The sequence below is a fragment of the Streptomonospora salina genome (assembly GCF_014204715.1).
GTDB lineage: Bacteria > Actinomycetota > Actinomycetes > Streptosporangiales > Streptosporangiaceae > Streptomonospora > Streptomonospora salina.
Map to the genome: position 1 here is coordinate 4,145,436 of NZ_JACHLY010000001.1, position 22,869 is coordinate 4,168,304.

Annotated in this window: 22 protein-coding genes; 17 read left to right on the plus strand and 5 right to left on the minus strand. The window is 66.0% G+C overall.

Going from position 1 to position 22,869, the window contains the following annotated elements; genetic code table 11:
- Positions 1 to 23: 23 nt before the first annotated feature.
- Positions 24 to 1,571, plus strand: a complete 1,548-nt coding sequence (locus HNR25_RS18615; protein ID WP_246463749.1) for an FAD-binding oxidoreductase — start codon at positions 24 to 26, stop codon at positions 1,569 to 1,571.
- Between the two features lie 180 nt (positions 1,572 to 1,751).
- Positions 1,752 to 2,699: a DDE-type integrase/transposase/recombinase gene (locus tag HNR25_RS18620; protein ID WP_184637183.1), complete on the plus strand. Its 948-nt coding sequence runs from the start codon at positions 1,752 to 1,754 to the stop codon at positions 2,697 to 2,699.
- Between the two features lie 16 nt (positions 2,700 to 2,715).
- Here the strand turns inward: HNR25_RS18620 and HNR25_RS18625 are convergent, their stop codons facing one another.
- From HNR25_RS18625 to HNR25_RS25425, 4 genes are all read right to left on the minus strand, one after another.
- Positions 2,716 to 3,180: a transposase gene (locus HNR25_RS18625; protein ID WP_221457717.1), complete on the minus strand. Its 465-nt coding sequence runs from the start codon at positions 3,178 to 3,180 to the stop codon at positions 2,716 to 2,718.
- Complete coding sequence (locus HNR25_RS18630; protein ID WP_184637185.1) at positions 3,177 to 3,419, minus strand: hypothetical protein; 243 nt, start codon at positions 3,417 to 3,419, stop codon at positions 3,177 to 3,179. Before HNR25_RS18630 ends, HNR25_RS18625 begins: the two co-directional genes overlap by 4 nt.
- 4 nt (positions 3,420 to 3,423) lie before the next feature.
- Positions 3,424 to 3,759: a transposase gene (locus HNR25_RS18635; RefSeq protein WP_184637187.1), complete on the minus strand. Its 336-nt coding sequence runs from the start codon at positions 3,757 to 3,759 to the stop codon at positions 3,424 to 3,426.
- A 343-nt stretch (positions 3,760 to 4,102) separates the two neighbouring features.
- Entirely contained in the window at positions 4,103 to 4,801 is a 699-nt protein-coding gene (locus HNR25_RS25425; protein WP_221457719.1) for a helix-turn-helix domain-containing protein, read from the minus strand.
- Between the two features lie 249 nt (positions 4,802 to 5,050).
- Between HNR25_RS25425 and HNR25_RS18650 the strand changes: the two genes are divergently transcribed.
- Positions 5,051 to 5,959 carry an IS5 family transposase gene (locus tag HNR25_RS18650; RefSeq protein WP_184637191.1) on the plus strand — a complete coding sequence of 303 codons (909 nt, stop codon included), beginning with the start codon at positions 5,051 to 5,053 and terminating at the stop codon, positions 5,957 to 5,959.
- A gap of 399 nt (positions 5,960 to 6,358) precedes the next feature.
- Here HNR25_RS18650 and HNR25_RS18655 read toward each other — a convergent pair whose 3' ends face one another.
- Entirely contained in the window at positions 6,359 to 7,288 is a 930-nt protein-coding gene (locus HNR25_RS18655) for a ParB/RepB/Spo0J family partition protein (protein WP_184637193.1), read from the minus strand.
- Between the two features lie 530 nt (positions 7,289 to 7,818).
- Between HNR25_RS18655 and HNR25_RS18660 the strand changes: the two genes are divergently transcribed.
- From HNR25_RS18660 to HNR25_RS18725, 14 genes are all read left to right on the plus strand, one after another.
- Positions 7,819 to 8,583 (plus strand): transposase family protein, encoded by a 765-nt coding sequence (locus HNR25_RS18660; protein WP_184634254.1) that lies wholly within the window; start codon positions 7,819 to 7,821, stop codon positions 8,581 to 8,583.
- Positions 8,584 to 9,057: 474 nt separating this feature from the next.
- Positions 9,058 to 10,227, plus strand: coding sequence for a nucleotide disphospho-sugar-binding domain-containing protein (locus HNR25_RS18665; protein ID WP_184637195.1), 1,170 nt, complete (start codon positions 9,058 to 9,060; stop codon positions 10,225 to 10,227).
- Between the two features lie 70 nt (positions 10,228 to 10,297).
- Entirely contained in the window at positions 10,298 to 10,783 is a 486-nt protein-coding gene (locus HNR25_RS18670) for a PhzA/PhzB family protein (RefSeq protein WP_184637197.1), read from the plus strand.
- Positions 10,784 to 11,093: 310 nt separating this feature from the next.
- Positions 11,094 to 11,720 (plus strand): isochorismatase family protein, encoded by a 627-nt coding sequence (locus tag HNR25_RS18675; RefSeq protein ID WP_184637199.1) that lies wholly within the window; start codon positions 11,094 to 11,096, stop codon positions 11,718 to 11,720.
- Positions 11,717 to 13,606: an anthranilate synthase family protein gene (locus tag HNR25_RS18680; protein ID WP_184637201.1), complete on the plus strand. Its 1,890-nt coding sequence runs from the start codon at positions 11,717 to 11,719 to the stop codon at positions 13,604 to 13,606. The genes HNR25_RS18675 and HNR25_RS18680 overlap by 4 nt, the downstream gene beginning before the upstream one ends.
- 159 nt (positions 13,607 to 13,765) lie before the next feature.
- Complete coding sequence (locus HNR25_RS18685; protein ID WP_184637203.1) at positions 13,766 to 14,599, plus strand: PhzF family protein; 834 nt, start codon at positions 13,766 to 13,768, stop codon at positions 14,597 to 14,599.
- Complete coding sequence (phzG, locus tag HNR25_RS18690; protein ID WP_184637205.1) at positions 14,592 to 15,269, plus strand: phenazine biosynthesis FMN-dependent oxidase PhzG; 678 nt, start codon at positions 14,592 to 14,594, stop codon at positions 15,267 to 15,269. The genes HNR25_RS18685 and phzG overlap by 8 nt, the downstream gene beginning before the upstream one ends.
- Positions 15,270 to 15,363: 94 nt before the next feature.
- On the plus strand, positions 15,364 to 16,977 hold the full coding sequence (locus tag HNR25_RS18695) for an amino acid adenylation domain-containing protein (protein WP_184637207.1): 1,614 nt from the start codon (positions 15,364 to 15,366) through the stop codon (positions 16,975 to 16,977).
- Entirely contained in the window at positions 16,974 to 17,216 is a 243-nt protein-coding gene (locus tag HNR25_RS18700; RefSeq protein WP_184637209.1) for a phosphopantetheine-binding protein, read from the plus strand. The genes HNR25_RS18695 and HNR25_RS18700 overlap by 4 nt, the downstream gene beginning before the upstream one ends.
- 22 nt (positions 17,217 to 17,238) lie before the next feature.
- Positions 17,239 to 18,264 carry a 3-oxoacyl-ACP synthase III family protein gene (locus tag HNR25_RS26110; RefSeq protein ID WP_312862623.1) on the plus strand — a complete coding sequence of 342 codons (1,026 nt, stop codon included), beginning with the start codon at positions 17,239 to 17,241 and terminating at the stop codon, positions 18,262 to 18,264.
- A 100-nt stretch (positions 18,265 to 18,364) separates the two neighbouring features.
- Positions 18,365 to 19,864 carry a methyltransferase gene (locus tag HNR25_RS18710; RefSeq protein ID WP_184637211.1) on the plus strand — a complete coding sequence of 500 codons (1,500 nt, stop codon included), beginning with the start codon at positions 18,365 to 18,367 and terminating at the stop codon, positions 19,862 to 19,864.
- Positions 19,865 to 19,967: 103 nt separating this feature from the next.
- Positions 19,968 to 21,146, plus strand: a complete 1,179-nt coding sequence (locus HNR25_RS18715; RefSeq protein ID WP_184637213.1) for a 3-deoxy-7-phosphoheptulonate synthase — start codon at positions 19,968 to 19,970, stop codon at positions 21,144 to 21,146.
- 146 nt (positions 21,147 to 21,292) lie between these two features.
- Entirely contained in the window at positions 21,293 to 21,676 is a 384-nt protein-coding gene (locus HNR25_RS18720) for a hypothetical protein (RefSeq protein WP_246463750.1), read from the plus strand.
- 94 nt (positions 21,677 to 21,770) lie between these two features.
- The gene (locus HNR25_RS18725; protein WP_184637217.1) at positions 21,771 to 22,868 is read left to right on the plus strand and encodes a phenylacetate--CoA ligase family protein; all 1,098 of its coding nucleotides are present in this window, start codon (positions 21,771 to 21,773) and stop codon (positions 22,866 to 22,868) included.
- The last annotated feature ends 1 nt before the right edge of the window (position 22,869 follow it).

A 22,869-nucleotide genomic window follows, 5' to 3' on the forward strand; every position in this document is an offset into this window, starting at 1 on the left:
GGTATGAGGAAGGAACACCTAGGTTGACCAAGGACACGACGCAACAGCCCAGTACCGCAGCTGAGTCGGCCTTGCCGACCAGTGTTCTGCAGGGTGATCCCCGCTACGAGGACCTCGCCTTGCGGCGTCGGAACGAACGTTTCGAGCACCGCCCACGCTGCTTCCAGGTCGTCCGGAACACTGAGCACGTCGTCGACGCCGTCAACGCAGCGGTCCGCGCAGGCGACCGCATAGCGGTCCGCAGCGGCGGGCACTCGATGGAAAACTCGGTCGGTGAGGCGAGGGGCGGCACAGTGATCGACATGTGCGCCATGAACTCGGTCTACTTCGACTCCGAGCGGAATGCGTTCGCAATCGAGGCCGGCGCCACTCTGGGGGACGTCTACCGGCAGCTGTACCTCAACTGGGGTGTGACCATTCCCGGCGGCTGGGGTCACACCGTCTGCGCGGGAGGCCACATCCAGGGAGGCGGCTACGGCGGCCTATCACGCCGTCACGGGTCCACGGTGGACCATCTGCTGGGCGTGGAGGTCGTGGTCGTCGATGAACACGGTGAGGCGAGAGTCGTGGAGGCCACGCGGGATCCGCAGGACCCCCACCACGACTTGTGGTGGGGGCACACCGGGGGAGGAGGCGGCAACTTCGGTGTCGTCACGCGCTATTGGATGCGCACCCCGGGGACGCCCGAGAGCCTGCTTCCCCGCCCCCCGGCCACGATGATCAGTGGAGTGCTCGCCTGGCCGTGGGAAAAGATGAGCCGCGATGCCTTCCAGACCTTGCTGCGCAATCACGGTGAATGGCATCAAAAGCACAGCGCCCCCGACAGCCCGTACACGGCGTTGTCCTCGATACTCATGCTGCCCGGCCGGGCGGAACGCAGCGACGCGATGGGCCTGACGCTCGTCGGGCTGGTCGACGGCAGCTTGCCCGGCGCCCAGTCGATGATGTCCGAGTTCCTCGACGCGGTCGACAATGGTCTCAGCGGCGCCCGCTTCATCACGTCGCCCCAACCCTGGCTCTACACTATGGTTCCCCCCGTGGTCGACGGTGAGATGCAGCGCATTCCCGAGTACGACCGGTATAAGGGCAAAGCCGCCTACTTGCGGAAGCCGTTCACCTCGGAGCAGGTGGACACACTCTACGACTACCTCGTGGAACCGCCGGCGGAGATCGACCTGGCCGGTGTCTGGCTCAACTCCTACGGTGGCAGGGTGAACGCGATCGAACCGGAAGCCACCGCCCTGTCGCAGCGTGACTCGATCCTGAAGGTCGTCTACACAGCCGCCTGGCCGGCCCCGAAGGACGACGGCAAGAACATCGACTGGCTGCGCCGGTTCTACGCCGACGTCTACGCTGACACCGGAGGCGTTCCGGTTCCCGGCGAGATCAACGACGGGTCGTACATCAACTACCCGGATGCCGACTTCATGGATCCGGAGTGGAACACCTCCGGCGTCCCGTGGCATTACCTGTACTACAAGGACAACTATCCGCGTCTGCAGCGGGTCAAGGCGCGGTGGGACCCGCTGAACACGTTCCGGCACGCCCTCTCCATCCCCCCCGTCGGCTGACGCTGTTCCCTGGACGCAGCAGCACTTGCCCACGTGGCTCGTGGTGGTCGGCAAGGCACGAAAGAGGGCAGGCGCCCTGCTCCGGGACCCCGACCGGTCCCGGAGCAGGGCGCCGCTCTGCATTGCAGTTGAATCGCCCGGGGTTTGGTGGAGGCTTTCAATCCATGGAGGATGAGAGTCATGGCAGCATCCGGGAAGTACCCCGATGAGCTGCGTAAGCGGGCTACCCGGATGGCGGTGGAGCTGCGGGCGGATCTGGCGACGAAGCAGGGCGCGATTGCTCGAGTGGCTGAGCAACTCGGCGTGCACCCGGAGACCCTGCGAGGCTGGGTTCGCCAGGCTGAGATCGATGGTGGTCTGCGATCGGGAACCCCGACCGCGGAGGCGGAGCGGATCGCCAAGCAGGAGCAGGAGGTCCGCGAGCTGCAGCGGGCGAACCACCACCTGAAGACGTCGGCGGCTTTTTCGCGGCGGAGCTCGACCGCCCCACCAGCGGGTAGTGGCCTACATCGACGCCCATCTCCACGAGGAGGTCGACGGGCGCCGGGTCGGGATCGAGCCGATCTGTGCTGTGCTGAAGAAGGCTGGCGTGCAGATCGCCCCGAGCAGCTACTACGCGGCCAGGACCGGCCGCCGTCGGCGCGCGCGATCCGCGACGCCGAACTGGCCACCGGCATCAGGGTCGCCCACAAGGCCAACCTCGACGTCTACGGCGCCAGCAAGATCTACGCCGAGCTCAACCGTGCAGGCGTGAAGGTCGCCCGCTGCACCGTGAAGTGGCTGATGCGCGCCCAGATGCGGCGCGGGATCGCGCGGGGCAAGACCTGCCGCACCACGACCGGCGACGCTGGAACCGGGCAGCCCGAGGACCTGGTGAAGCGGAAGCTCGCCGCGACCGGACCGAAACAATTGTGGGTGGCGGATTTGGCCTATGCCAGGACGCACGCCGGCTGGACCTACGTCGCGTTCGTCTTGGACGTGTTCAGCCGGATGATCCTCGGCTGGCAGGTGTCCATATCATTGCTCACCGGCCTCGCGATCGATGCCCTCGACATGGGGCTGTGGGCGCGGCAACGGGTCGGCCAGGACGTCACCGGACTGGTCCATCACAGCGACCGCGAAGGGTAGAGCACCGAGCGGTCCGCTACACCGATTGGCTGGCCGAATCCGAGGCCGTCGCGGTAGGGAGCCGCGGCAGGGCTCTTTCAAGTTTTTGAAGTGTCCGATCCGAGGTGATTCCGTAGATCGGTAGTGCTCGGGCCGGGTCGTCCCGGATCGCGCGGGTGGTCTTGGCGATGTTGTCGACCTTGAGGGTCTTGAGGGCCCCGATGGCCAGGTTGCGCACTGTGGCCATCACGCGCGGCGCACTGCCGGCATGGACCGTGGAGGCATCCTCGCCGAAGGTCACGTCCCTGATGTGGTGGCTGGAGTTCTCCACGATCCAGTGTCCCCGCACCCAGCGGGCCAATTCCCCGGCCGTGGCCTGGTGGGCGTCGGCACTGGTGACCGCGTACACCGTCTCTCTGTTCTCGCGCTTTCCGGTCTGCTTGCGTCGGCGGTGCACCCGCAGGGCGAGCCTGGCAGGGCAGGTGGAGACCGCCGAGGTCATCGGGCATGGCCAAGGCCTTGAGCGAGCGGGCTTCCCACCGCCCGTGCCCAGTCCCGGAGCGGCTGTGAGCGATGGGCGCTCCGGGCGGTCAGCTCCGCGTCCCGGGCTGCCCGTTCCTCGCGCGCGGGGCGACTCTTCCTCCAGGCGTAGTAGGAGGAGCGGGCCATGCCCAGCACCGTGCACAGCCGCTTGGCGCCGTAGGCGCCGGCGTGGTCCTGGATGAAGCAGAAGCGGCTCACTGCTTCATCTCTCCCGCGAAATAGGCGGCCGCCTTGCGCAGGATCTCGCGTTCCTTCTCCACAGCTCGGCGACCTGGGCGCGCAGCCGCTTGTTCTCCTGCTCCAGCGGCTCGCCCGCGGACGCATCGGCTGCCGGGCGGCGCTGGGCCGGTGCTGGTGCTCGTTCGGCGTCGTCCTTGCGGATCCAGCTGCGCAGCGTCTCGCGGTTGACGCCCAACTCATCGGCGATCTCGGCGAAGGTGGCGCCGGGGCGGGAGCGGTACAGCGCGACCGCGTCGGCCTTGAACTCGGCCGGGTAGTGCTTCATGGCCATGGGGGTGGACTCCTCCTCGGTTTCCATTGGCGGAGATGTCCACTACTCAGGGGGGAAGCTCCCAGGCCTCCATAGCGCAGCCTCTGCTGCCTGCCGCAGCCAGCGCATCGGGCACGCGCGACTTCGGGGTGCTCGGCGGCCAGGAGGTCGAGCAGCCGCAGGTGAGCTGCGGGCCCGCCGCTGTCGCCGGAGCTAAGGGCGTCTTCGTGGTCGGCGAGGTGATCGCTCAGTTCTCGGGCCTGCCCCGGGCGGAGCCTCAACGCTGCCACGATCTGGGCCAACGAAGGCGGGGTGGCCTGCGGGAGCAGCGCGCTCAGGCGGCCGGTGATAGCGGCCAGGACGGCGGCGGTGTCCTCCTATTTCGTCACGGTCAGAGCCCTTCGGACCGGCGGATAGTAGTGCGCCGGGCCCCGGGCGCGGGAGGCCCGTTTCCGGTCGTAGCGTCCTTGCTGACCTGCTGGTTGACGGCTTCGACCTCGATGAGGTCGTTGGGAGTGCAGTCGAGGATGTCGCACAGGTCCGCGAGCACGTCCATCGAGAGGCGCTGAGGGAGCTGAGTGACCAGGCGGAAGATCTGTTCGCGGGAGAGGTTGATACCGCGGTCGGCCAGCAGGGGGACCAGGTCAGTGGTCTGGAGTATCTCCTTGGCGGCCATGAGCCGGCGCAGGTGCCAGCGGTAGCCCATCTTCTTGTTCATGTCGCTGCTCCCCACAGCTCGCCGTGGCGCTCCTTGAGGGAGCGTTCCAGCAGGCGGTTGCGGTAGGCGTCGGAAAACGCCGGCGTAGATCGCGGTCGTGCTGGCGTAGGAGTGTCCCACCTGCTCGGAGACGAACCTTTCGGGGTAGTCGAACTCGACCAGATGGGTGACGTAGCTGTGGCGCAGTGCGTGCAGATCGAGTTCACCGGGGAGGCCGGCCAGTTGCCGTGCGGTCTCGAAGGCATCGCTGGCCGAGAGGCGGGAGAGCCGGCTGCGGCGCTCGGTGACCCACAAGGCCGGGATCTTCCCCGGGCCGAACAGCGGGCGGACTTCTTGGATGTAGTGGTCTAGGACGTCGACGATCCAGTCCATCTCGGGGGACGGTGAGCACGGCCTGGCGTTTGGAGACCCCACCTCGGGAGGACTTGCCATAGCGGACATAGAGTCCGCCGCACCTCCCGTACTCCCGGCACTGGGGATTGGAGCGCAGGTCGGCCAGGTCTAGGCCCTGTTTAAGAAGCCCTGGTTGATCGGGCTTGCCCGGCATGTCGGGACTGCGCACAAGCGAGGTCTCCGGTAAATGGAGCAACGACCAAGCAGCCCATCTACACGGAGACCTCGGTGGCCAGGGTACCGATCGGAGGACGTAAAGACCTGACCGACAAGCAGTGGCGGGCCCTGAAACCGCTGCTGCCCCCGCGACCCGCAGGCGGGAGGCCGCCGACATGGACGCGGCGCCAACTGCTGGACGGCATCCGCTGGCGCACCCGCGCCGGTGTGCCCTGGCGCGACGTGCCCGAACGCTACGGCCATTGGCAGTCGGTCTACCATCTGCTGCGGAGCTGGCAGCGCGCCGGGATCTGGGCGCTGATCGCGGCCAAGCTGCGGGCCTGGACCGATGCCGCCGGGCTCATCGGCTGGACGGTCGCGGTCGACTCCACCACCTGCCGTGCCCACCCCCACGCCGCCGGGGCGCGCCGCCGTCCCGGCCGCCAGGCCGAGCCGCCCGGCGACGAACCCGGCGACCACGCGCTGGGGCGTTCGCGCGGCGGGTTCTCCACCAAGCTCCACCTGGCCGGAGAGCAGCACCGCAAACCGCTGTCGGTGGTATTGACGGCGGGCCAGCGCGGTGACAGCCCGAAGTTCGCGCGGGTTCTGGAGCGCATCCGTGTGGCCCGCTCCGGGCCGGGGCGCCCGCGTATTCGGCCCGAGCGGGTGTTGGCCGACAAGGCCTACTCCTCGCGGGCCAACCGGGCCTACCTGCGGCGGCGCAAGATCCCGGCGACCATCGCCGAGCCCCGCGACCAGCGGTGCCATCGCAAGGCGAAGGGGTCGGCGGGCGGCCGGCCGCCGAGGGTGGACCGACAGGCGTATAAGCAGCGCCACGTGGTGGAGTGCGGGATCGGGCGGCTCAAGCAGTTCCGTGCTGTGGCCACCCGCTTCGACAAGCTCGCCCTGCGCTACGAGGCCACGATCCAGGTCGCCGTGATCGACATCTGGCTGCGCGACCTCGCAGCGACACCTTCTTAAACAGGGCCTAGGCCCAATGCCGTTCAGTTAAGGGATCAGTTCGTAGGTCAACCCTGCCCGCATGCAGAAGGGGCCCTTGGTACAACGGTCGTCTCTCTCACCACGACTGCACCCAAGGAGCCCCTTGCCCAGCAATTGTGCCCCGCCCCGCCCCATCCCCACCGCCGCCGACATCTTCGCCCCCGGCCACCTGGGAGAGCTCATCCAGATCATGCCCTGCGAGCTGGTCGACGCCGCCCTCACCGAACCCCGGAGACACGAGCAGCGCCGAGACGCCTCCTGCCCGCCCGGCTCGTGGTCCACCCACCGCTTCCGCGGCCTCCTCGTGTGCGCACTGGACGGCACCCTGCTGGAGGTGCCCGCCACCACGGCCAACCGCGCCCGCCACCGCACACTCGGTCAGGCAGATTTCACATCCTCCTCGTCATTCTCGATCCTGCGGACCGTGGACGTCCACAACGAAACACAGCCCTGGGCTGCCTGGCCAAGCATCGGGCGAGCATATTCCGGCACGGCATGCAGAATTTTTTGCCATTCCTCGTCTTCCACGTCATGCAAGCTGAGGATCCGTAGCAGGAGCCTACCGTGCTCGCTGTAGCGCATTGCCGGATCAGACCGGAGCGTGCGCATGGCCCTACGCCAGTTGTGCTGTCCCTGGCTCTCTTTCAACGCATCCGCTTGACGCTCATCCGCCGCTCCGACTGGAACCGGTGCCTCATTAAATAACAGCCGACGCCGCACGTCCCGCACAGTTTCCGGGGAAACTCCCGAGGCACGCGCCACCTGCCGAAGGGACTGCTCAGGGTTCGCCTGGATGAGCTCAGCAGCACGCTGCCGCCCCACAGAGGAATTCACTGGTCGTACGCGCCCGTCCTGTCCCACGCGACTGCCCGGGTCACCACCCTTCGCCCGGCGAAGGTTACCCACTGTTTTAGGACTGATTCCGGCCACACGCGAGATGCGCCGATCCGCCCAATCTGGATGTATATCGATGATGCGCAAGCAGGCAGCCTTGCGCTCCTCCAGGGACAACGGCAGTCCATGCGACACGTTTGTCCAGACGGCAAACACGAACGCTTCGGATTCAGTCCCTTTGAAGACTTTCGCCCTAATTTTTTTACATCCGCGCAGCTTCGCAGCACGGAGGCGATGCACACCGTCTATCAGCTGCATGGTTTCAGCATGCACCAGGATCGGTGGCAGCGAATCGAATATCTCCGCCAACAGGCGTACATGCTCTGGATCCTCGCCACCATCCCGTAGAGAGCCCACCTCGCACACCTTGTCAAGCGACACTTCGATCGTTTCAGTTCCCAACATGTGATCCATTACTAAAATTCCCCCAAGTTCTCGAGAAACGTGGCCTAGGAATCATAAGTAGCGCCATCCAGGGCGAATCCACGAGAGAGCAGGCACTCTTCCCAAGGAGATGACCCCCGTCAATTCCTTTCACTCGTAAAATTTTATCAATTCGCTCCTCAAATTCACTAATTCGCAACCGAATCGACACATCTGAACAAGTTGGATCCTACCGTAGGAAGCAGCGTAGTGCTATAGCATGTGTTTGTCGCGTGACCGCCATCCAGCTACCGGCCGACAATCTGGTTCAGGGGTCGCCACTGCTTCTGCTCGGGTTATCCGGAGCTAGAGGTTCCGCCGTTGTGACCTCCCGAAATGCGGCAGGCAGTGCCGGTAGCAGAGGGAGCGACGCACCGGCAATACGGTTTCGACACAGTGAGCTGATTTCATCCTGAGTGTCCAGGTCACAGCCCCGTACCGGCCCGGCGAAACCGCCCCTGACACAAAGAAGTCCCTGGTAAGTGAGTTAACGACCAAGAAAACCGTCACCAGGGACTCCGATGCTGTTCTACCGCGCCTGCCTGCCGTTGTCACGCCGGACGCTGAACCTCGCCGCCCGCACCATCCGCAACCACCGCCGGGAGGCCCGTTCTCGGTGGCGCCGCTCGGATGCGGCCCAGCAGGCCCTGCTCGTGCTGGTCCACCTGCGCAAAGGCGAGACCTTCGCCGAGATCGGGGCCGGATTCGGCGTCGGGACCACCACCGCCTTGCGCTACGTCCGCGAGACCACCCGTCTGCTCGCCGACCAGGCCCCGGGCCTGGAGCACGGACTGCGCCGCATCCGCAAACAGGGCTGGGATCACGTGATCCTCGACGGAACGCTCATCGCCTGCGACCGCCTGGCCGCCGATCGGCCCTTCTACTCCGGCAAGCACCGCCACCACGGGATAAACACCCGGGTCGTCGCCGATCCCACCGGCGATCCGGTGTGGGTCTCCGGCGCGCTGCCGGGCGCCGTGCACGACACCCGCGCCGCCCGCGTGTGGCGCATCGGCGACCGCATCGCCGCCGCCGGCCTGTTCGGGCTGGGGGACCAGGGGTATGCGGGCTGTTCGCCGGCGGTGCTCACTCCGTTCGAAGGACGTGACAAGCCGGAGTGGAAGAAGGAGGCCAACCGCACCCACGCCCGCCTTCGCAGCCCGGGCGAGCGGGCCATGGCCCAGCTCAAGAACTGGCGGATCCTGCGCCGCCTGCGGTGCTGTCCGCACCGCGCCACCGACATCGCCCGCGCTGTGCTGGTCCTTCAACTACACGAAGCACGATGAAAAGGGCTCAGTCCCTGCAGTCGTTGAGCACTGAACCTCTTTCATCGTTATGGGGCAGGCCCGGTTCGGAGGGCGAGCCGTGGAAACCTGTAGTGAGTGATCACGGCAAGGCGCCACGGTCCGACCCTACTGTCCAAGCGCTGCTGAAATGCAGTTGGACAGCAAGCTCCGCCCCCGTCTGGCATGACGGTTGCAGACGTCCGGTCGTGTCCCTCGACAAGTTTTCCGATTCTCTGTAAAGATTGCGTCAACTCACCACGACATCAAGTAGATCCCGCAGTTGCCGCTCTTGATCATTCTGGTCCGATCGCGCCATTCGCAACCAAGCGCTTCCGGTAGTTCCAGTACTGAAACGCTGGGAACACCACCAGGAAGGGAACGGGACAGCATGTGGCGCCGCCCCCACATGCGGTAGGCCGCCGACCGTGCTGTACCCGACTGATTCCCGGTATCCACGTCTAGTTTTGGGGACACATGCGTGCGCTCTTCCTTCCGTTCACCGGTGTGGGACAAGCATTCCCCGTGGTCCCGCTCGCGTGGGCCTTCCGCGGGGCCGGCCACGACGTGCTCGTCGCGACTACCGGCGATGGCCTGGCTGTCAGCGAGGCCGGTCTGCCGGTCGTCGATCTGGCTCCGGGGCGCGACTCGCTCTCCTTCTACATCGAGGCCGCGGAACGCCGACCGGACCTCGCAGCGCTACAGCGGCCAGGTGGAGAAGTACGTGGGCTGGACGAGTCGGCAGAGCTCTATGCCGAGGTCACCCGCACCATCGTTGTCCAGACGGTGGGGCTGGCCCGCTCCTGGGCACCCGACATCATCATCGCGCCTGCGAACAACGCCGCCGCACTGGTTGCTGCCGCTGCTACCCGTGTTCCGGCAGTGTCACTGGGCGTCGGCCTCGGTCGGACGACCGGCCTCGCACAGGAGTTGCATGCGCGACTGGTGCCGGTCTTCACAGAACACGCGACGGGTGACCTTCCGGCACTGCTGAACCTGGATGTCGCGCCACCCAGCATGCTCGACGGTCCGCCCGACGGCCGCTCGATGCGCTATGTGGCCTACAGCGGCGGCACTGTGCTTCCCGCCTGGCTGCGCCAACCGGACCGCCACCGCCCACGCGTCGCGATCACGCTGGGCACCGTGTCGGTGAAGACGGGGGGACTGCAGGCGCTGCACGCTCTTCTCGGGTCTGCCGCAGCCATCGACGCCGAATTCGTCCTGGCACTCGGTGATGTTGACCTCGATGTACTGGGGGAACTGCCCCCCAACGTGGTCCCGGCCGGCTGGGCCCCGCTGTCCGAACTCCTCCCCACCTGCACGACGTTGATCCACCACGGGGGAGGCGGAACTGCCATGTCGGCGCTGGCCGCCGGCACCACTCAACTCGTCCTCCCCGACGGTGTGGACCGCCGCGACAACGCTGATGCCCTGCACGCCCGAGGGGTTGCCGTAGCGGCCCAGCCGGAAGACGTCGACCAGAAGGTCATCGAGCACGTCATGCACAGCACGGCCATGTCGGCCGCCGCTGCGGAAGTCCGCGCAGAGATCGACACCATGCCACCCCCCGCCACCCTCGTGCCGGTGCTGGCCCGGCTTGCTGACAGCGGCAGTGACGCCGGAGGGGCGCAGGCGCTCGGCCTATGACCGGAGCACACCGTCCGCCCGGCCTCCCGAAGGGAGCCGGAACATCCAACGACCGTTTGGAGCAGTGACCATGGCAGGTACGTCAGCATTCGACCAGGACCTCGACCTTCGGAGTCACAACCGGGAAACCGTTGCGAAATACATGGACTGCATCAAGGGTGAACTGCGCCTGGAACGCCACCATCTGTTCACCGATGACGGATCGGCCGGTCTGTACACCACCGACAGCGGGGAGCCGATCATCTTCACCGGCCGGGAGAAGCTCGCGGCACACGGAGAGTGGTCGCTGAAGGTCCTTCCGGACTGGGAGTGGACGGACGTGCAGGTATTCGAGACGCAGGACCCGAACCGATTCTGGGTGGAATGCGGCGGTCGGGGCAAGATCCTGTTCCCGGGCTATCCAGAGGCAATTTACGAGAACCACTTCATCCACTCGTTTCTCCTGTCCGACGGAAGGATCAAAGAGCATCGCGAGTTCATGAACCCCATCCGCCAGTACCATGCGCTGGGGATTGATCCGCCACGTATCAAGCGTGCGGGAGTTCCCGCGGACTGACTGCCGGTCCGCCTTCCGCAGCAGCCGCCCGGCCGAGGAATGCGAGACCACGCCGGCGGTGAACTCCCTTCGCCGTCCCCGCCCGTCCGGCCGGACAAGCCCCCATCCTCCTGCGATCAGCACCCACCGCATGGCCCTCGCGCACTTGCGGGGCCCCGCCGCCTCCCGTCGTCGTATCCCTCCGCGATATCAGAAGGAAATCCGCGTGGACGGAGAGCCACTGTCAGCGCGGTCGTGGTCCGCACGCACTTTCAGACCGCCCGGGGTACTCGACTTGCCCGCTCCCCGACACCGAAAGGTCATACCTCCCATGACGGCCGGCCTCCCGACCATCACCCCCTATCCCTTGCCGTCACGGGCGGCCCTACCCCCCAACACCGCTTCCTGGAGACCGGATCCGGAACGTGCGGTTCTGCTCATCCACGACATGCAGCAGTATTTCCTTGCGCCCTTCGAGGCCGGATTCCGCGACGAACTAGTCGGCACTGTTGCTGACTTGCGGGAGAAGGCCGACGCGCAGAACGTTCCGGTCGCCTATACAGCTCAGCCCGGCGACATGACCGCGGAGCAGCGCGGGCTCCTTCGCGATTTCTGGGGGCCCGGGATGCGCCGAAGCGACACGGAGCGCTCCGTCGTCCCCTCACTCACCCCGAAGCCGGGCGACTGGCAGTTCGTGAAGCTCCGCTACAGTGCGTTCTTCCGCTCCGATCTGCTTGACCGGATGCGCGCATCCGGTCGTGACCAGCTGATAATCGCAGGCGTTTACGCGCACATCGGCGTGCTTGCCACCGCTTTGGACGCATTCACTCACGATCTTCAGCCCTTCCTGCCCGCCGAAGCGCTCGGTGACTTCTCTGAGGCGGACCACAAGCTGGCGCTGGATTATTCGGCGCGCCGGTGCGCGGTGGTCCTGCCGGCAGAGGAGGTTTTAGCATGAGCGCCCAGCCCGTGGAGTTCCTGGAGCGACTGCTGAGCGAGCCGGAATTGCCCCCTTTCGCCGTCCTCCACCGCGCGGAGTCCCCCCTGCCCGGCACTGTGGACGTCCTCGTCGGGGAGATGTCCACCGTCGAGACGCTCTCCGAGGTACCGCTCGCCCGGTCAAGTAAGGGGAACGGGACTGGAGTCACGCACGACGTCTTGTTGCTCGTGCCGTATCGGCAGCTCGTCGAACGTGGCTTCACCGCCCCGGACGACGGGACCCCCCTCGTCGCGATGAACATCACCGACCAGGCAAGCGTGCCGCTGAAGGACGTGTTCCAACGTGTCCCCTCCGCCTCCGTTTCCTTCACCGGTGGGGAATTCGACACGACCGACGAGGAGTATGCCGAACTCGTCCGTCAGATCATGTCCGAAGAGATCGGAACCGGCGAGGGCTCCAACTTCGTCATTAGGAGGTCGTTCCGAGCCGATATCAGCGACTACTCGCCCAGGACCGCGCTGTCCCTCTTCCGGCTTCTCCTGGAGCAGGAGGCGAACGCGTACTGGACGTTCGTCGTCCACACAGGCACACACACGCTCGTCGGCGCCACCCCGGAGCGCCACATCTCGGTGGATGCCGGAACGGCCGTGATGAATCCCATCAGCGGCACCTACTCCTACCCTCCGGGCGGCCCCACCCTGCGGGGGGTCACGGATTTCCTCGCCGACACCAAGGAATCCGACGAGCTGTACATGGTGCTCGACGAGGAACTGAAGATCATGTCGCGCGTCTGCCCGGATGGGGGATTTGTCCTCGGTCCGTACCTGAAGAGGATGTCGCGGGTTGCGCATACCGAGTACTTTATCGAGGGGAAGACCAACCGGGACGTTCGGGAGATCCTGCGGGAGACGATGTTCGCCCCGACTGTCGTGGGCAGCCCACTGGAGAATGCGACCCGCGTCATCGCCCAATACGAGCCTGACGGCCGCGGCTATTACAGCGGAATCGCGGCACTGATCGGGCACGACGCCCGCGGGAATCGCGCACTTGACTCGGCCTTGCTGATCAGGACCGCGCAGATCGCTCCGGAAGGGCAGATGCGCCTCGACGTCGGTGCCACGCTCGTACGTCACTCCGTCCCGGACTCCGAAGTCGGCGAGACGCGAGCCAAGGCGGCCGGTCTGCTTGCCGCGTTTACAGAGAAGGACGATGTCCCCCTCGACGACCATCCGGAGATCCGCGCCGCCCTCGCCGCCCGGAACACTCGGATCGGGGACTTCTGGCTGCGGGCGCCCAGCACGCGCAGGGATCAGCAGGATGACCTCATCGGTCTCCGGGCGCTGATCATCGATGCGGAGGACACTTTCACCTCAATGATGGCCCAGCAGATCTCATCGCTGGGGTTGGAGATCGATGTCCGGCGCTTTGACGAGGCCTACGCGTTCGACAGCCACGACGTCGTCGTCATGGGGCCGGGCCCGGGCGATCCAAGGGACTTGGACGATCCGCGTATCGCACGCCTCCATCGGGACATCGGCGCACTGCTCGCCGAACGGCGGCCGTTCGTGGCCGTATGCCTGAGTCACCAGGTCCTCAGCCTGTGCCTGGGACTCGAGTTGACACGCAGAGAGACCCCCAACCAGGGCGTACAGCGGGAGATCGAGCTCTTCGGCGAGCGCCACTCGGTGGGCTTCTACAACACATATGTGGCCCTCAGTAAGGAAGACAAGTTGCTGTCGGACGATAGCGGGCCCGTGCAAGTCAGCAGGAACACGGACAGCGACGAAGTATTCGCCCTGCGGGGAGACCACTTCTCAAGCATGCAGTTCCACGCTGAGTCCGTGTTCACCCGCAACGGACCGCTCATCACAGCAGCAGCCATCCGCCAGGCGATGGGCCGATAACCACGCTACGGCTCACGGAGCACGCCGGATCGCCATCCCTCGGGGACGCGCCGCACCGGCGGCGGTCCAGGACGCTTCCGGTCACGGCAGGCCGCCCCTCGCCACCCCGCGTTGGCAGCCAATGCAATCCCACGCACAGGAAGCCTACGGAGTAGCTCCATGCACAAGTACACGCTCGTCGACGCGTTTTCCCGCGCCCCGCTCGAGGGAAATCCGGTCGCTGTGTTCTTCAAGTGCTCTGACCTGAGCACCGACACGATGCAGCTCATCGCGAGGGAGATGAATCTCTCCGAAACTACCTTCGTACTCCCGGCCGAGGGAGAGGCAGACGCACGAATCCGCATCTTCACTCCGGTGAACGAATTGCCCTTCGCCGGCCACCCGATGCTGGGTACGGCCATCGCGCTCAGTGAGGCCCTAGAGAAGGACGACCTGCGCGTGGAGACCCAGATGGGCGTTGTCCCGTCCCGGTTGACCTACGCCGACGGGTCCCGCTTCGTGCTGATGCGCCACCCGATCCCGACCTGGGAACCGTACGAGTATGCTGCGGAAGTCTGCGTGGCACTGGGTGTGGAGGCCTCCGCCATCCCGGTGGACATTTACCACAACGGTCCTCGGCACGTCTTCGTGGGCCTGGACAGCGTGGCAGCACTTTCCCACCTGGACCCGGACCACCGTGCGCTCGCGGCATTCGAGGACGTGGCGATCAACTGCTTCGCAGGCGAAGGCGACGAGTGGCGCACACGGATGTTCTCCCCTGCGTACGGCGTCGTCGAGGATGCGGCCACCGGGTCCGCCGCCGGGCCACTCGCTATCCATCTGGCCCGGCATGGGCTTGCCCGCTTCGGCCAGGAGATACGCATCGTTCAGGGTGTCGAGGTAGGCCGACCCTCCCCCATGTGGGCAGCGGCGTACGGGAACGCGCAGTCACTCGAGGAAGTGCACGTCGGAGGGTACGGGGTCGTCGCCGGCCGGGGTGAGCTCCATGCCTGACGGCCACGGCACACCGGCACCTGCGGACCCTCTGCTCAGCAGCCGGTACGAGTCGCTGACCGGAACGGTCGAATCCCCCTTCCCGGAGTACGACGCCCCTCCCCCCGAGCCTCACGACCTTGCCCAGCGGTGGCTGGCAGACGCGGAACAGCACGGCGCCCGCGAACCCCGGTCGATTGCCCTCGCCACCGCTGACGATCGCGGACGGGTGTCCAACCGCATCGTCACGGTCATCGAGTTGTCGGCGCGCGGCCTGCTCTTCACCAGCCATACGACGAGTCTGAAGGCTCGTGACCTGGCCGCGAACGGCTGGGCCTCCGCCGCCTTCTACTGGCGGGAGATCTCCCGGCAGTTGCTGCTCTCCGGCGCGGTCCGACGGATCCACGACGCGGAGTGCGACGCGCTGTGGGAGGCCCGCCCTGTCGCCCTCCACGCCATGACCACTGCGTCCCGGCAAAGCGAACCACTGGGCGACGTGGAGGGTCTGCGCTCCGAAGCACTGCGCCTGGGGACGCCCGGAGTTGCCTTGCCCCGGCCGGAACGCTTCGTCGGTTATCTGCTCGAGCCGGCCGAGGTGGAGTTCTGGAGCGCCAGGCCGGACCGGCTGCATCGCCGGCTCCGCTACGAACGAACCGGCCACGTCTGGCAGTGCGTTCGTCTCCAACCCTGACCGGTCAGAGGCAGTCGCACCACTCGGGAACGATCGGCGATGCGTACGTCCGCCTCAAGCCACACAGCACGTGAACCGGAAGGCAAGCATGTCAATGAATCCTCAGCTCCATGAAGACACAGCAGGCGCAGAAGACCCGGCCGAGCCGGAGGCCACGCACGTTGTTCCTACCCTGGTGGCGGCGTTCGCCCGATGCGCCGCGCAGAACAGCGACCGCATCGCGGTGGTCGCCGATGATGAGGAACTGTCCTACGGACAGCTGGACACCTGGTCCGCCGCGGTGTGCACACTCCTGCACGAACGTGGCGTACGGCCCGGCGACCGGGTGGCCGTCCAGCTACCGGCCGGGGCCACGGCGATCGTGTCGATTCTGGCTGTCCTACGCGCCGGCGGCGCCTACTTGCCGCTCGCCGTGCGGACGCCGCAAGCGCGCAACGAATCCATCCTGAGGGACAGCGGTGCCGCAGCCCTCATCGGCTCCGCGCAGAGCGCACTCGATGACGGGGTAGCTCTCATCGGCCCCGACGAAATCGCGGAGCTGCGGGACGCGAAGCCGTCCGCGTTGCCGCCGACGGCCGATCTTGCCACACCCGGGACCACTGCGTACGTCATCTACACCTCCGGTACGACGGGACAGCCGAAAGGGGTTCCCATCACCCACGGCGCGGTGATGACCTTGCTGAACGGTGCTGCGGGACTGTTCTCGTTCTCGGTTGCCGATCGCTGGTTGCTCTTTCACTCCCTCTCCTTCGACTTCTCGGTCTGGGAGATGTGGGGAGCTCTCACCACTGGCGGGGCCCTGGTCGTCCTGCCGCACTCGGCCACCCGCTCACCCGAGGAGACGCTGCAGGCCCTCGAGGACGAAGCCATCTCCGTGCTGAACCAAACACCCACCGCTTTCGCGTCGCTGTCCGCTGCTGCCCGACAAACAGGCGCGAAACTTCCCCTCCTGCGATACGTCTTCCTCGCCGGCGAGAAACTCGCCCCGGAAGTCCTGCGTCCCTGGGCCGAGCACCACGGCCTCGACCGGCCGGCCCTGGTCAACCTGTACGGGATCACCGAAACAGCCGTACATTCCGTGTACCGCGTCATGACCGGCGACGACATCGCAGGGACAGAGTCCGTCATCGGGCGGCCGCTGCCCGACGTCACGCATCGGGTGCTGACCTCGGACAACCAGGAAGCTCGGACGGACGAGCGCGGAATTCTGTGGCTGGCTGGCCCCCAGCTGAGCGAGGGATACGTCAACCTGCCGGAACTGACCGCCGAGCGGTTCCGCGCCATGCGCGGTCCCGACGGCGAAGTGCGACGCTACTACCGGACCGGTGACGTCGTCAGCCGGCGCTCGGACGGAACCCTCGTCTTTTACGGACGGGAGGACACCCAGATCAAGCTGCGGGGTTATCGCATCGAACTCGGCGACGTCGAGTCAGCGGTCCGGTCACACGAGGCGGTCCTCGATGCAGTCGTGTGGATGCACCAGTACGACATGGACGACACGCGGCTGGTGTGCGCGTACGCGACCGAGGACCCCGCCGCCACGGTCTCCCGGCGGGCGCTGCGGGAACACGTCGCTTCCCAACTGCCGAGCTACATGCGCCCGTCCGGCTACCACCACCTCCCGGAGATTCCCCGCACCGTCAACGGCAAGGTCGACCGCAACGCGGCCGCCCGGATCTGGAAGGAAGAAAAGGAAACACAGAAATGACAGAAATGATCGAGGATACTATCCAGGAGATGACAATTGAGTGGGCGACCTACCTCCTGGACGAGCCGGACGTGACACTGGAGGACAATTTCGTTGACTGCGGGGGGCATTCGATTCTCGCGCTTCGCATGAATCGCCTCGCAAAGGAGCAGTGGGGAACGGAATACAATCTCGCTGTGCTCCTTGAGTCCGACCTCGCCGCGGCCGCGGATGACCTCGCATCGCGCCTCGCCCGATGATGACCGAAAAGGAGATTGTGTCGTGAGCCCATCCGCCAACTTCGGCATATCGGCCTTCGGTTACACCTTCGGGCGAGACCAGGACGTCGAGGGGACCGCAGGCCGATACACCAGTCACCCGGAGCGCGTGGTGAAGTGGGGGTTTCGCACATACCACCGGGCCGACGACGACGTACAGACGACCCATCTTGCCGGGAAGGCAGCATCCCAAGCATTGGACCGGCTGGGAATCAGCGCTGACACCGTCGACCTCGTCGTCCTCGCCTGCCCGGACGTACCGGAGTACCTGTACTGGGACGGCTCCGTCGCCCTCGCTCGAGAGCTCAAGATCCAGCAGACGCAGACCCTCATGCTGACCGAGGGATGCGGTGCAGGAGTACACGGTTTTTACTACGTGGCGGCTGCGATGACCATGCAGCCGGAAATCAACACCGCCTTGTTCGTCGCGGTGAGCCGGGTCAGCGAGTTCCACCGCAACCGGATGAACACCGTCGGTGCCCCGCTCAGCGACGCCGCGGTGGCGGTCGTTCTGGAACGCGACCACAAAGCGAACCGCTGGCTGGCCACGGAGCAATTCACCGAGCCCGAGCACGGAGAGCTGCTCCGCGTGGAATACGGCGGTGCCGTCAATCCGCTGCCGCCGGCAGGCTGGACGAGCAGGGAGGCCCTTGGCGGATACGACGCCTTGCGCATGCACTTCGGCGAGGACGGCGAGGAGCTATCCCGGTACCTGCAGAGGCGCTACGATGGGCTCAGCGAAGTGATCGACCGGACCTGCCGCCGCGCCGGAATCGGCCGCGAGGAGATCGACCACCTCATCTACTTCAACGACACCGCGGCGAGCATCCAAGAGGTCGCGGAGTCCTTCGGCATTCCACCCGAGCACACCAACGCGGTCATCTCCCCGGATCACGGGCATATGGGTGCGGCTGACCAGATGATCTCATTCGGTATCCAGCTTGAGCGCGGCGTGGTGAAACCAGGCGACATCGTGGCTCTCTCCGGGATTTCCGTAGGCCGCTGGTGCACCACCTTGTTCCGGGCCTAGTGGCCCTGCGCAACGCGTGAAGCCGAGCGGCTCGAAGCCCCGCCACCGACAATTTCGTTGAGACTCAGCACATCCATGCGATTTCCCGAAGGGGATTTTTATGCAACCGAAAGAGATTGAGTTCCTGCTCGCCCAGCACGGCGACGTCGCGCAGGCTGCCGTGGTCCCCACGGATGCCTCACCGGGAACCGACTCCGCCGGAAGCATCGGCTACGTCACGCTGCGGGCCCTGACCTCCCAGGCCGAGACGCGTACCGAGGAGCAGCTCACGGAATGGCAGGAGATCTACGACCTCCTGTACACCGCCTCCTCCGATGCGGCTTTCGGCGACAACTTCGCGGGCTGGACCAGCGCCTACGATCGGCGACCCATCGATCTGGACGCGATGCGCCAGTGGCGGCACATGACGGTCGAACGGGTCCGCGAGCTGCGACCGCGACGCGTCCTGGAAATCGGCGTCGGCAGTGGCCTCCTCCTCTCCCGACTGGCTCAGGATTGCGACGAGTACTGGGCTACCGACCTGTCTTCTGTCGCGATCAGTGACCTCGCCCGGCACATCAGCACCGATTCCGCACTGGCTGACCGGGTCACGCTCCGCAACCAGGGTGCTGAGAACGTGGATGGGCTCCCCACCGAGTACTTCGACACCGTGGTCATCAACTCAGTTGTTCAGGTCTTCCCCGGCGCCGCATACCTCACCACCGTTATCGACCGGGTACTGACGCTTCTCGCTGCGGGCGGCTCGTTCTTCATCGGCGACATCCGCGATCTGCGCACTCGCGACTACATCTATGCCGCTATTGCTCTGCGGAACCCGAAGGCCGTTGACGCCTCCGCCGTGCATCGCATCACGCAGCGGCACAAGGCCAAGGACGAGGAGCTGTTCGTCCATCCGGACTTCTTCCTCGACCTCGCTCGGTCGCACCCCGCGGTCACCGGGGTCGACATCCAGCTCAAGCAGGGCGAGTACCACAACGAACTGACCCGCCACCGGTACGACATCGTTCTGCACAAGAGCCCTTCGACGGCGCTGGACGTCGCCGAGTGCCCGGTTCTGCGCTGGGGAGCCGACGTCGGCTCACTCGACGGTGTCCGGGAACTGCTGACCTCGTCTCGGCCCCCGCTTCGGGTCGCAGGTATTCCCAACGCCCGCCTCGCAGGCGAAATCACCGCTTGGCAGGCCCTTGCGGCAGACGACGTCGCGCGCGCCGAGGAGGCCCTCTCCCGTACCGGCCAGGACGCGGTGGATCCACACACGGTCGCCCTGCTCGCATCCGCCACAGGCCATTACGCTGCCTTCGCGCCCAGCACGGACCACGCCGGCCAGTTCGACGCCGTCTTCCTCCCGGAGAAGGGCAAGTCCGTCGGCACCCGGCGAGCGCAGGATTCAGGGGCTTCACAACTCGCCGACGTTCCGGCAGCCACCCACCGTGGCACCGCGCTCCACGCGGAACTGCGCGAGTGGTTGGGCGGCAAGGTTCCGGAGCAGTACCTCCCCACCGCAATCGTGGCGCTCGACGACATGCCGCTGCGCCCCGACGGCACCATCGACCGGGCCGTCCTCGACCGCGTCTCACCCAGCGGGGGACTCGTGCAGTAACGGTCCGGATCCCCCGCCCGTCCGCGCCAACGAGCGCCCGGACCGGCATCCCCTCGGCCTGGAACATCCAGACCGGCCCCGAAATGAAAGGCAGGGAAGCCCCATGCCTACACTACCCTGCGCGGGATCTCACGGCCTGCGCGCCGACCAGCAGCCGGACTGGGCCGACCCCCTCCAGCTGCAGCGCGCCACGGAGGAGTTGGAGAGGCGCCCCGCCCTGGTGCGGCAAGAAGACGTCGACACACTGCGTCACCAATTGGCGGAAGCCGCCGCCGGACGGGCGCTCTTGCTTCAGGGCGGTCATTGCGCTGAGACCTTCGGCTCGCTACCCGAGATGGAACGCACCGTCGGCACACTGGAAGGGATGACAGAGGTACTGTCTCGGGTTGCCGGTCTGCCGGTCATCACGGTAGGTCGGGTCGCAGGGCAGTACGCCAAGCCGCGCTCGCGACCGACCGAGGTACGCGATGGCGTGTCACTGCCAGTCTACCGTGGTGACGCCGTGAATGGAGCGGGCTTCACCGCACGGGAGCGCTCACCGGATCCCGAGCGGCTGCTGCGGGCGTACGACGAGTCTGCGGCGGCCCTGCACCGGATCGGTAGGGGCGGGGAGAAGGCCGCCTGTTACTCAAGCCATGAGGCGCTGCTCCTGGACTATGAGAACGCCCTGATGCGTACGGACCCGCGCACCAATCGCACCATGGCCGGATCCGCGCACATGCTGTGGATCGGTGAACGCACACGGCACGTCGATCGGGCGCATGTCCAGCTGGCCCAGCGCGTCAACAATCCCTTCGCGGTCAAGGTCGGTCCCTCCGCCACAGCAGACGACCTGTTGGAACTGATCGCCAGGATCAACCCGGAGCACGCTCCGGGAAAGCTGACTCTGATCACGCGCCTCGGTGCCGATCGCATCAACGAAATCCTTCCGCGACTCGTCGAAAAGGTACGGCTTTGCGGAGCTCCTGTCCTTTGGGTCTGCGACCCCATGCACGGCAATACGCGGGTTACCGGCGCGGTCAAAACTCGTCTGGTCTCCGATGTCATGGCGGAAATCGGCTCGTTCATCGAAATCCACCAGCAACTCGGGACGCATCCCGGGGGTCTTCATCTGGAGATTACCGGAAATGCCGTCACCGAATGCGTGGGCGGTGCCGCCGGAGTACGCGAAGAGAACCTCTCGGAGAACTACACGAGTGCGTGCGACCCTCGGCTCAATCGAGATCAGGCGTTGGAGGTGGCTTCGGCCGCCGCCGACCGGTGGGCGTTGACTCCGAAGTAAAATGTCTCCCATCACGAGGTCGATGCGTCTTTTACTCTCGGCTGACGTACAGACCAAAGTCCCGGCCGGAGGCCCGCAGCGGTACGTCAGAAGACTGCTCCCGCCGACGGCCGGAAAGCTCAGAAACCGTAGCATTCAACCACCCGATGCACATCGCCGCCGGGAAGGCGGAAAGGCGGTCCCGCATGAGGGCAACTGTCGCGCACTGGGATCTCGGCCGGTCGGAACAGACCGTCGACACATTGCGTGCCCTCCTGTACGAGGAGGGCGTGGACGATTGGACGAGCGTGCACGGGCTGCTCGTAAAGTTCTGGTTCTCTGACCGGAAGCGCAACATCTGGGGCGCGGTCATGCTCTGGGAGCCCGGTGCCGACCTCGACCAGCCCTTGCCCCCGAACAGAGCTCGCGAACTCATCGGGTACGCACCCACACACAGGCTGGATGTAGAGGTCGAGGTCACTGTCGAAGGGCTGCACTGTACCGGGGAATTGACCGGTCTCGGCGCGGTGTGGGAATCGAAGAACGGCTAAACGGCGACTGTTCCGCCAAGTGCCGGCGGACGAGCCACGCGCGTGACGGCCGGCCCCTCCGTGACCGGTCAACTCCGACGATGAAGGAAGCGCAATGCCAACCACCGATCCTTTGCTTGATTTGCCGGCTCACGTCCGGCCCGATCCGGACGCATTCCTCCAGGCCGCTATGGAATGGCACTTCAACCCGGAGACCGGGTCGCCTTTCTGGCTGCGCCGTATGAAGTCTCTGGACTTCGATCCGCGCAAGGACGTCGAGACCCATGACGATCTCCGACTGTTCCCCAACGTCGTCAACGAACTCCGGGACGTACCAGTCACCGACCTCGTGCCCCGCGGCTACGGTGCAGAGCCGGAGATCGTCGGTGTCTTCGAGAGCGGTGGGACCACCGGGGTCCCCAAACGGGTCGTGTGCCTGGGCGATTGGCTCCAGCGGTTCGTAGACTGGTGCAACGCGAAACTCGATGCGCACGGATTTCCTCGGGACGTGCAGTGGCTCGGGGTCACACCGGGCGGCCCGCACATTGTCGGCAAGCTCTTCGAGCGGTCCGCGTATACGCACGGCACCTTCGGCATGTTCGTCGACCTCGACCCGCGGTGGGTCAAGAAGCTCCTTGCGGCGGGCAAGACCGACGAGGCGAGGGCCTACGGCGACCATGTACTCGATCAGGTGACGGATGTCCTGCGTTCCCAGGACATCCGCGTCATGGCCATCACGCCGGCCCTGCTGGATCGCGTCGTCGAACGCGACGAGCTGGTGAAGCTCATCAACGAAAAGGTGAGCGCCATCCGTTGGGGCGGCACTCACATGGATGCGGCGAGTCGGCAGTTGTACCGCACCGAGGTATTCCCCGACACGATTCTGTACGGACACTACGGGAGCACCATGGTGCTGGGGGTGGCCGGCGAGCGGCTGGGGCCGGCAGGCGACGCGGACTGCGTGTTCGACCCGTTCTCTCCCTACAACACCTTCTCCGTCGTGGACCCCGCGACCGGGCACAACGTGCGGTACGGGGACCGGGGACAGGTCGTCATGCACCACGTCACCAAGTCGCTTCTGCTGCCCAACAATGTGGAGCGCGATACGGCCGTCAGGGCAGAGCCGTTGCAAGGCACGGTCGGGGACGCGGTCGCCGACATCGCGCCTGTCGAGGTGTTCGAGGACGGCGTCGTGATCGAGGGAGTGTACTGAG

Excerpts from the sequence above, each read along its gene's own strand:
- HNR25_RS18675 (WP_184637199.1), top strand. The coding sequence starts at position 11,094 with ATGACGGCCGGCCTCCCGACCATCACCCCCTATCCCTTGCCGTCACGG.
- HNR25_RS18620 (WP_184637183.1), top strand. The coding sequence starts at position 1,752 with ATGGCAGCATCCGGGAAGTACCCCGATGAGCTGCGTAAGCGGGCTACC.
- phzG (WP_184637205.1), top strand. The coding sequence starts at position 14,592 with ATGCCTGACGGCCACGGCACACCGGCACCTGCGGACCCTCTGCTCAGC.
- HNR25_RS18670 (WP_184637197.1), top strand. The coding sequence starts at position 10,298 with ATGGCAGGTACGTCAGCATTCGACCAGGACCTCGACCTTCGGAGTCAC.
- HNR25_RS18635 (WP_184637187.1), bottom strand. The coding sequence starts at position 3,759 with ATGGAAACCGAGGAGGAGTCCACCCCCATGGCCATGAAGCACTACCCG.
- HNR25_RS25425 (WP_221457719.1), bottom strand. The coding sequence starts at position 4,801 with ATGGACTGGATCGTCGACGTCCTAGACCACTACATCCAAGAAGTCCGC.
- HNR25_RS18695 (WP_184637207.1), top strand. The coding sequence starts at position 15,364 with ATGAATCCTCAGCTCCATGAAGACACAGCAGGCGCAGAAGACCCGGCC.
- HNR25_RS18665 (WP_184637195.1), top strand. The coding sequence starts at position 9,058 with ATGCGTGCGCTCTTCCTTCCGTTCACCGGTGTGGGACAAGCATTCCCC.
- HNR25_RS18680 (WP_184637201.1), top strand. The coding sequence starts at position 11,717 with ATGAGCGCCCAGCCCGTGGAGTTCCTGGAGCGACTGCTGAGCGAGCCG.
- HNR25_RS18720 (WP_246463750.1), top strand. The coding sequence starts at position 21,293 with ATGCACATCGCCGCCGGGAAGGCGGAAAGGCGGTCCCGCATGAGGGCA.
- HNR25_RS18725 (WP_184637217.1), top strand. The coding sequence starts at position 21,771 with ATGCCAACCACCGATCCTTTGCTTGATTTGCCGGCTCACGTCCGGCCC.
- HNR25_RS18660 (WP_184634254.1), top strand. The coding sequence starts at position 7,819 with ATGCTGTTCTACCGCGCCTGCCTGCCGTTGTCACGCCGGACGCTGAAC.
- HNR25_RS18655 (WP_184637193.1), bottom strand. The coding sequence starts at position 7,288 with ATGGATCACATGTTGGGAACTGAAACGATCGAAGTGTCGCTTGACAAG.
- HNR25_RS18625 (WP_221457717.1), bottom strand. The coding sequence starts at position 3,180 with ATGACCTCGGCGGTCTCCACCTGCCCTGCCAGGCTCGCCCTGCGGGTG.
- HNR25_RS18715 (WP_184637213.1), top strand. The coding sequence starts at position 19,968 with ATGCCTACACTACCCTGCGCGGGATCTCACGGCCTGCGCGCCGACCAG.
- HNR25_RS18700 (WP_184637209.1), top strand. The coding sequence starts at position 16,974 with ATGACAGAAATGATCGAGGATACTATCCAGGAGATGACAATTGAGTGG.
- HNR25_RS18685 (WP_184637203.1), top strand. The coding sequence starts at position 13,766 with ATGCACAAGTACACGCTCGTCGACGCGTTTTCCCGCGCCCCGCTCGAG.
- HNR25_RS18710 (WP_184637211.1), top strand. The coding sequence starts at position 18,365 with ATGCAACCGAAAGAGATTGAGTTCCTGCTCGCCCAGCACGGCGACGTC.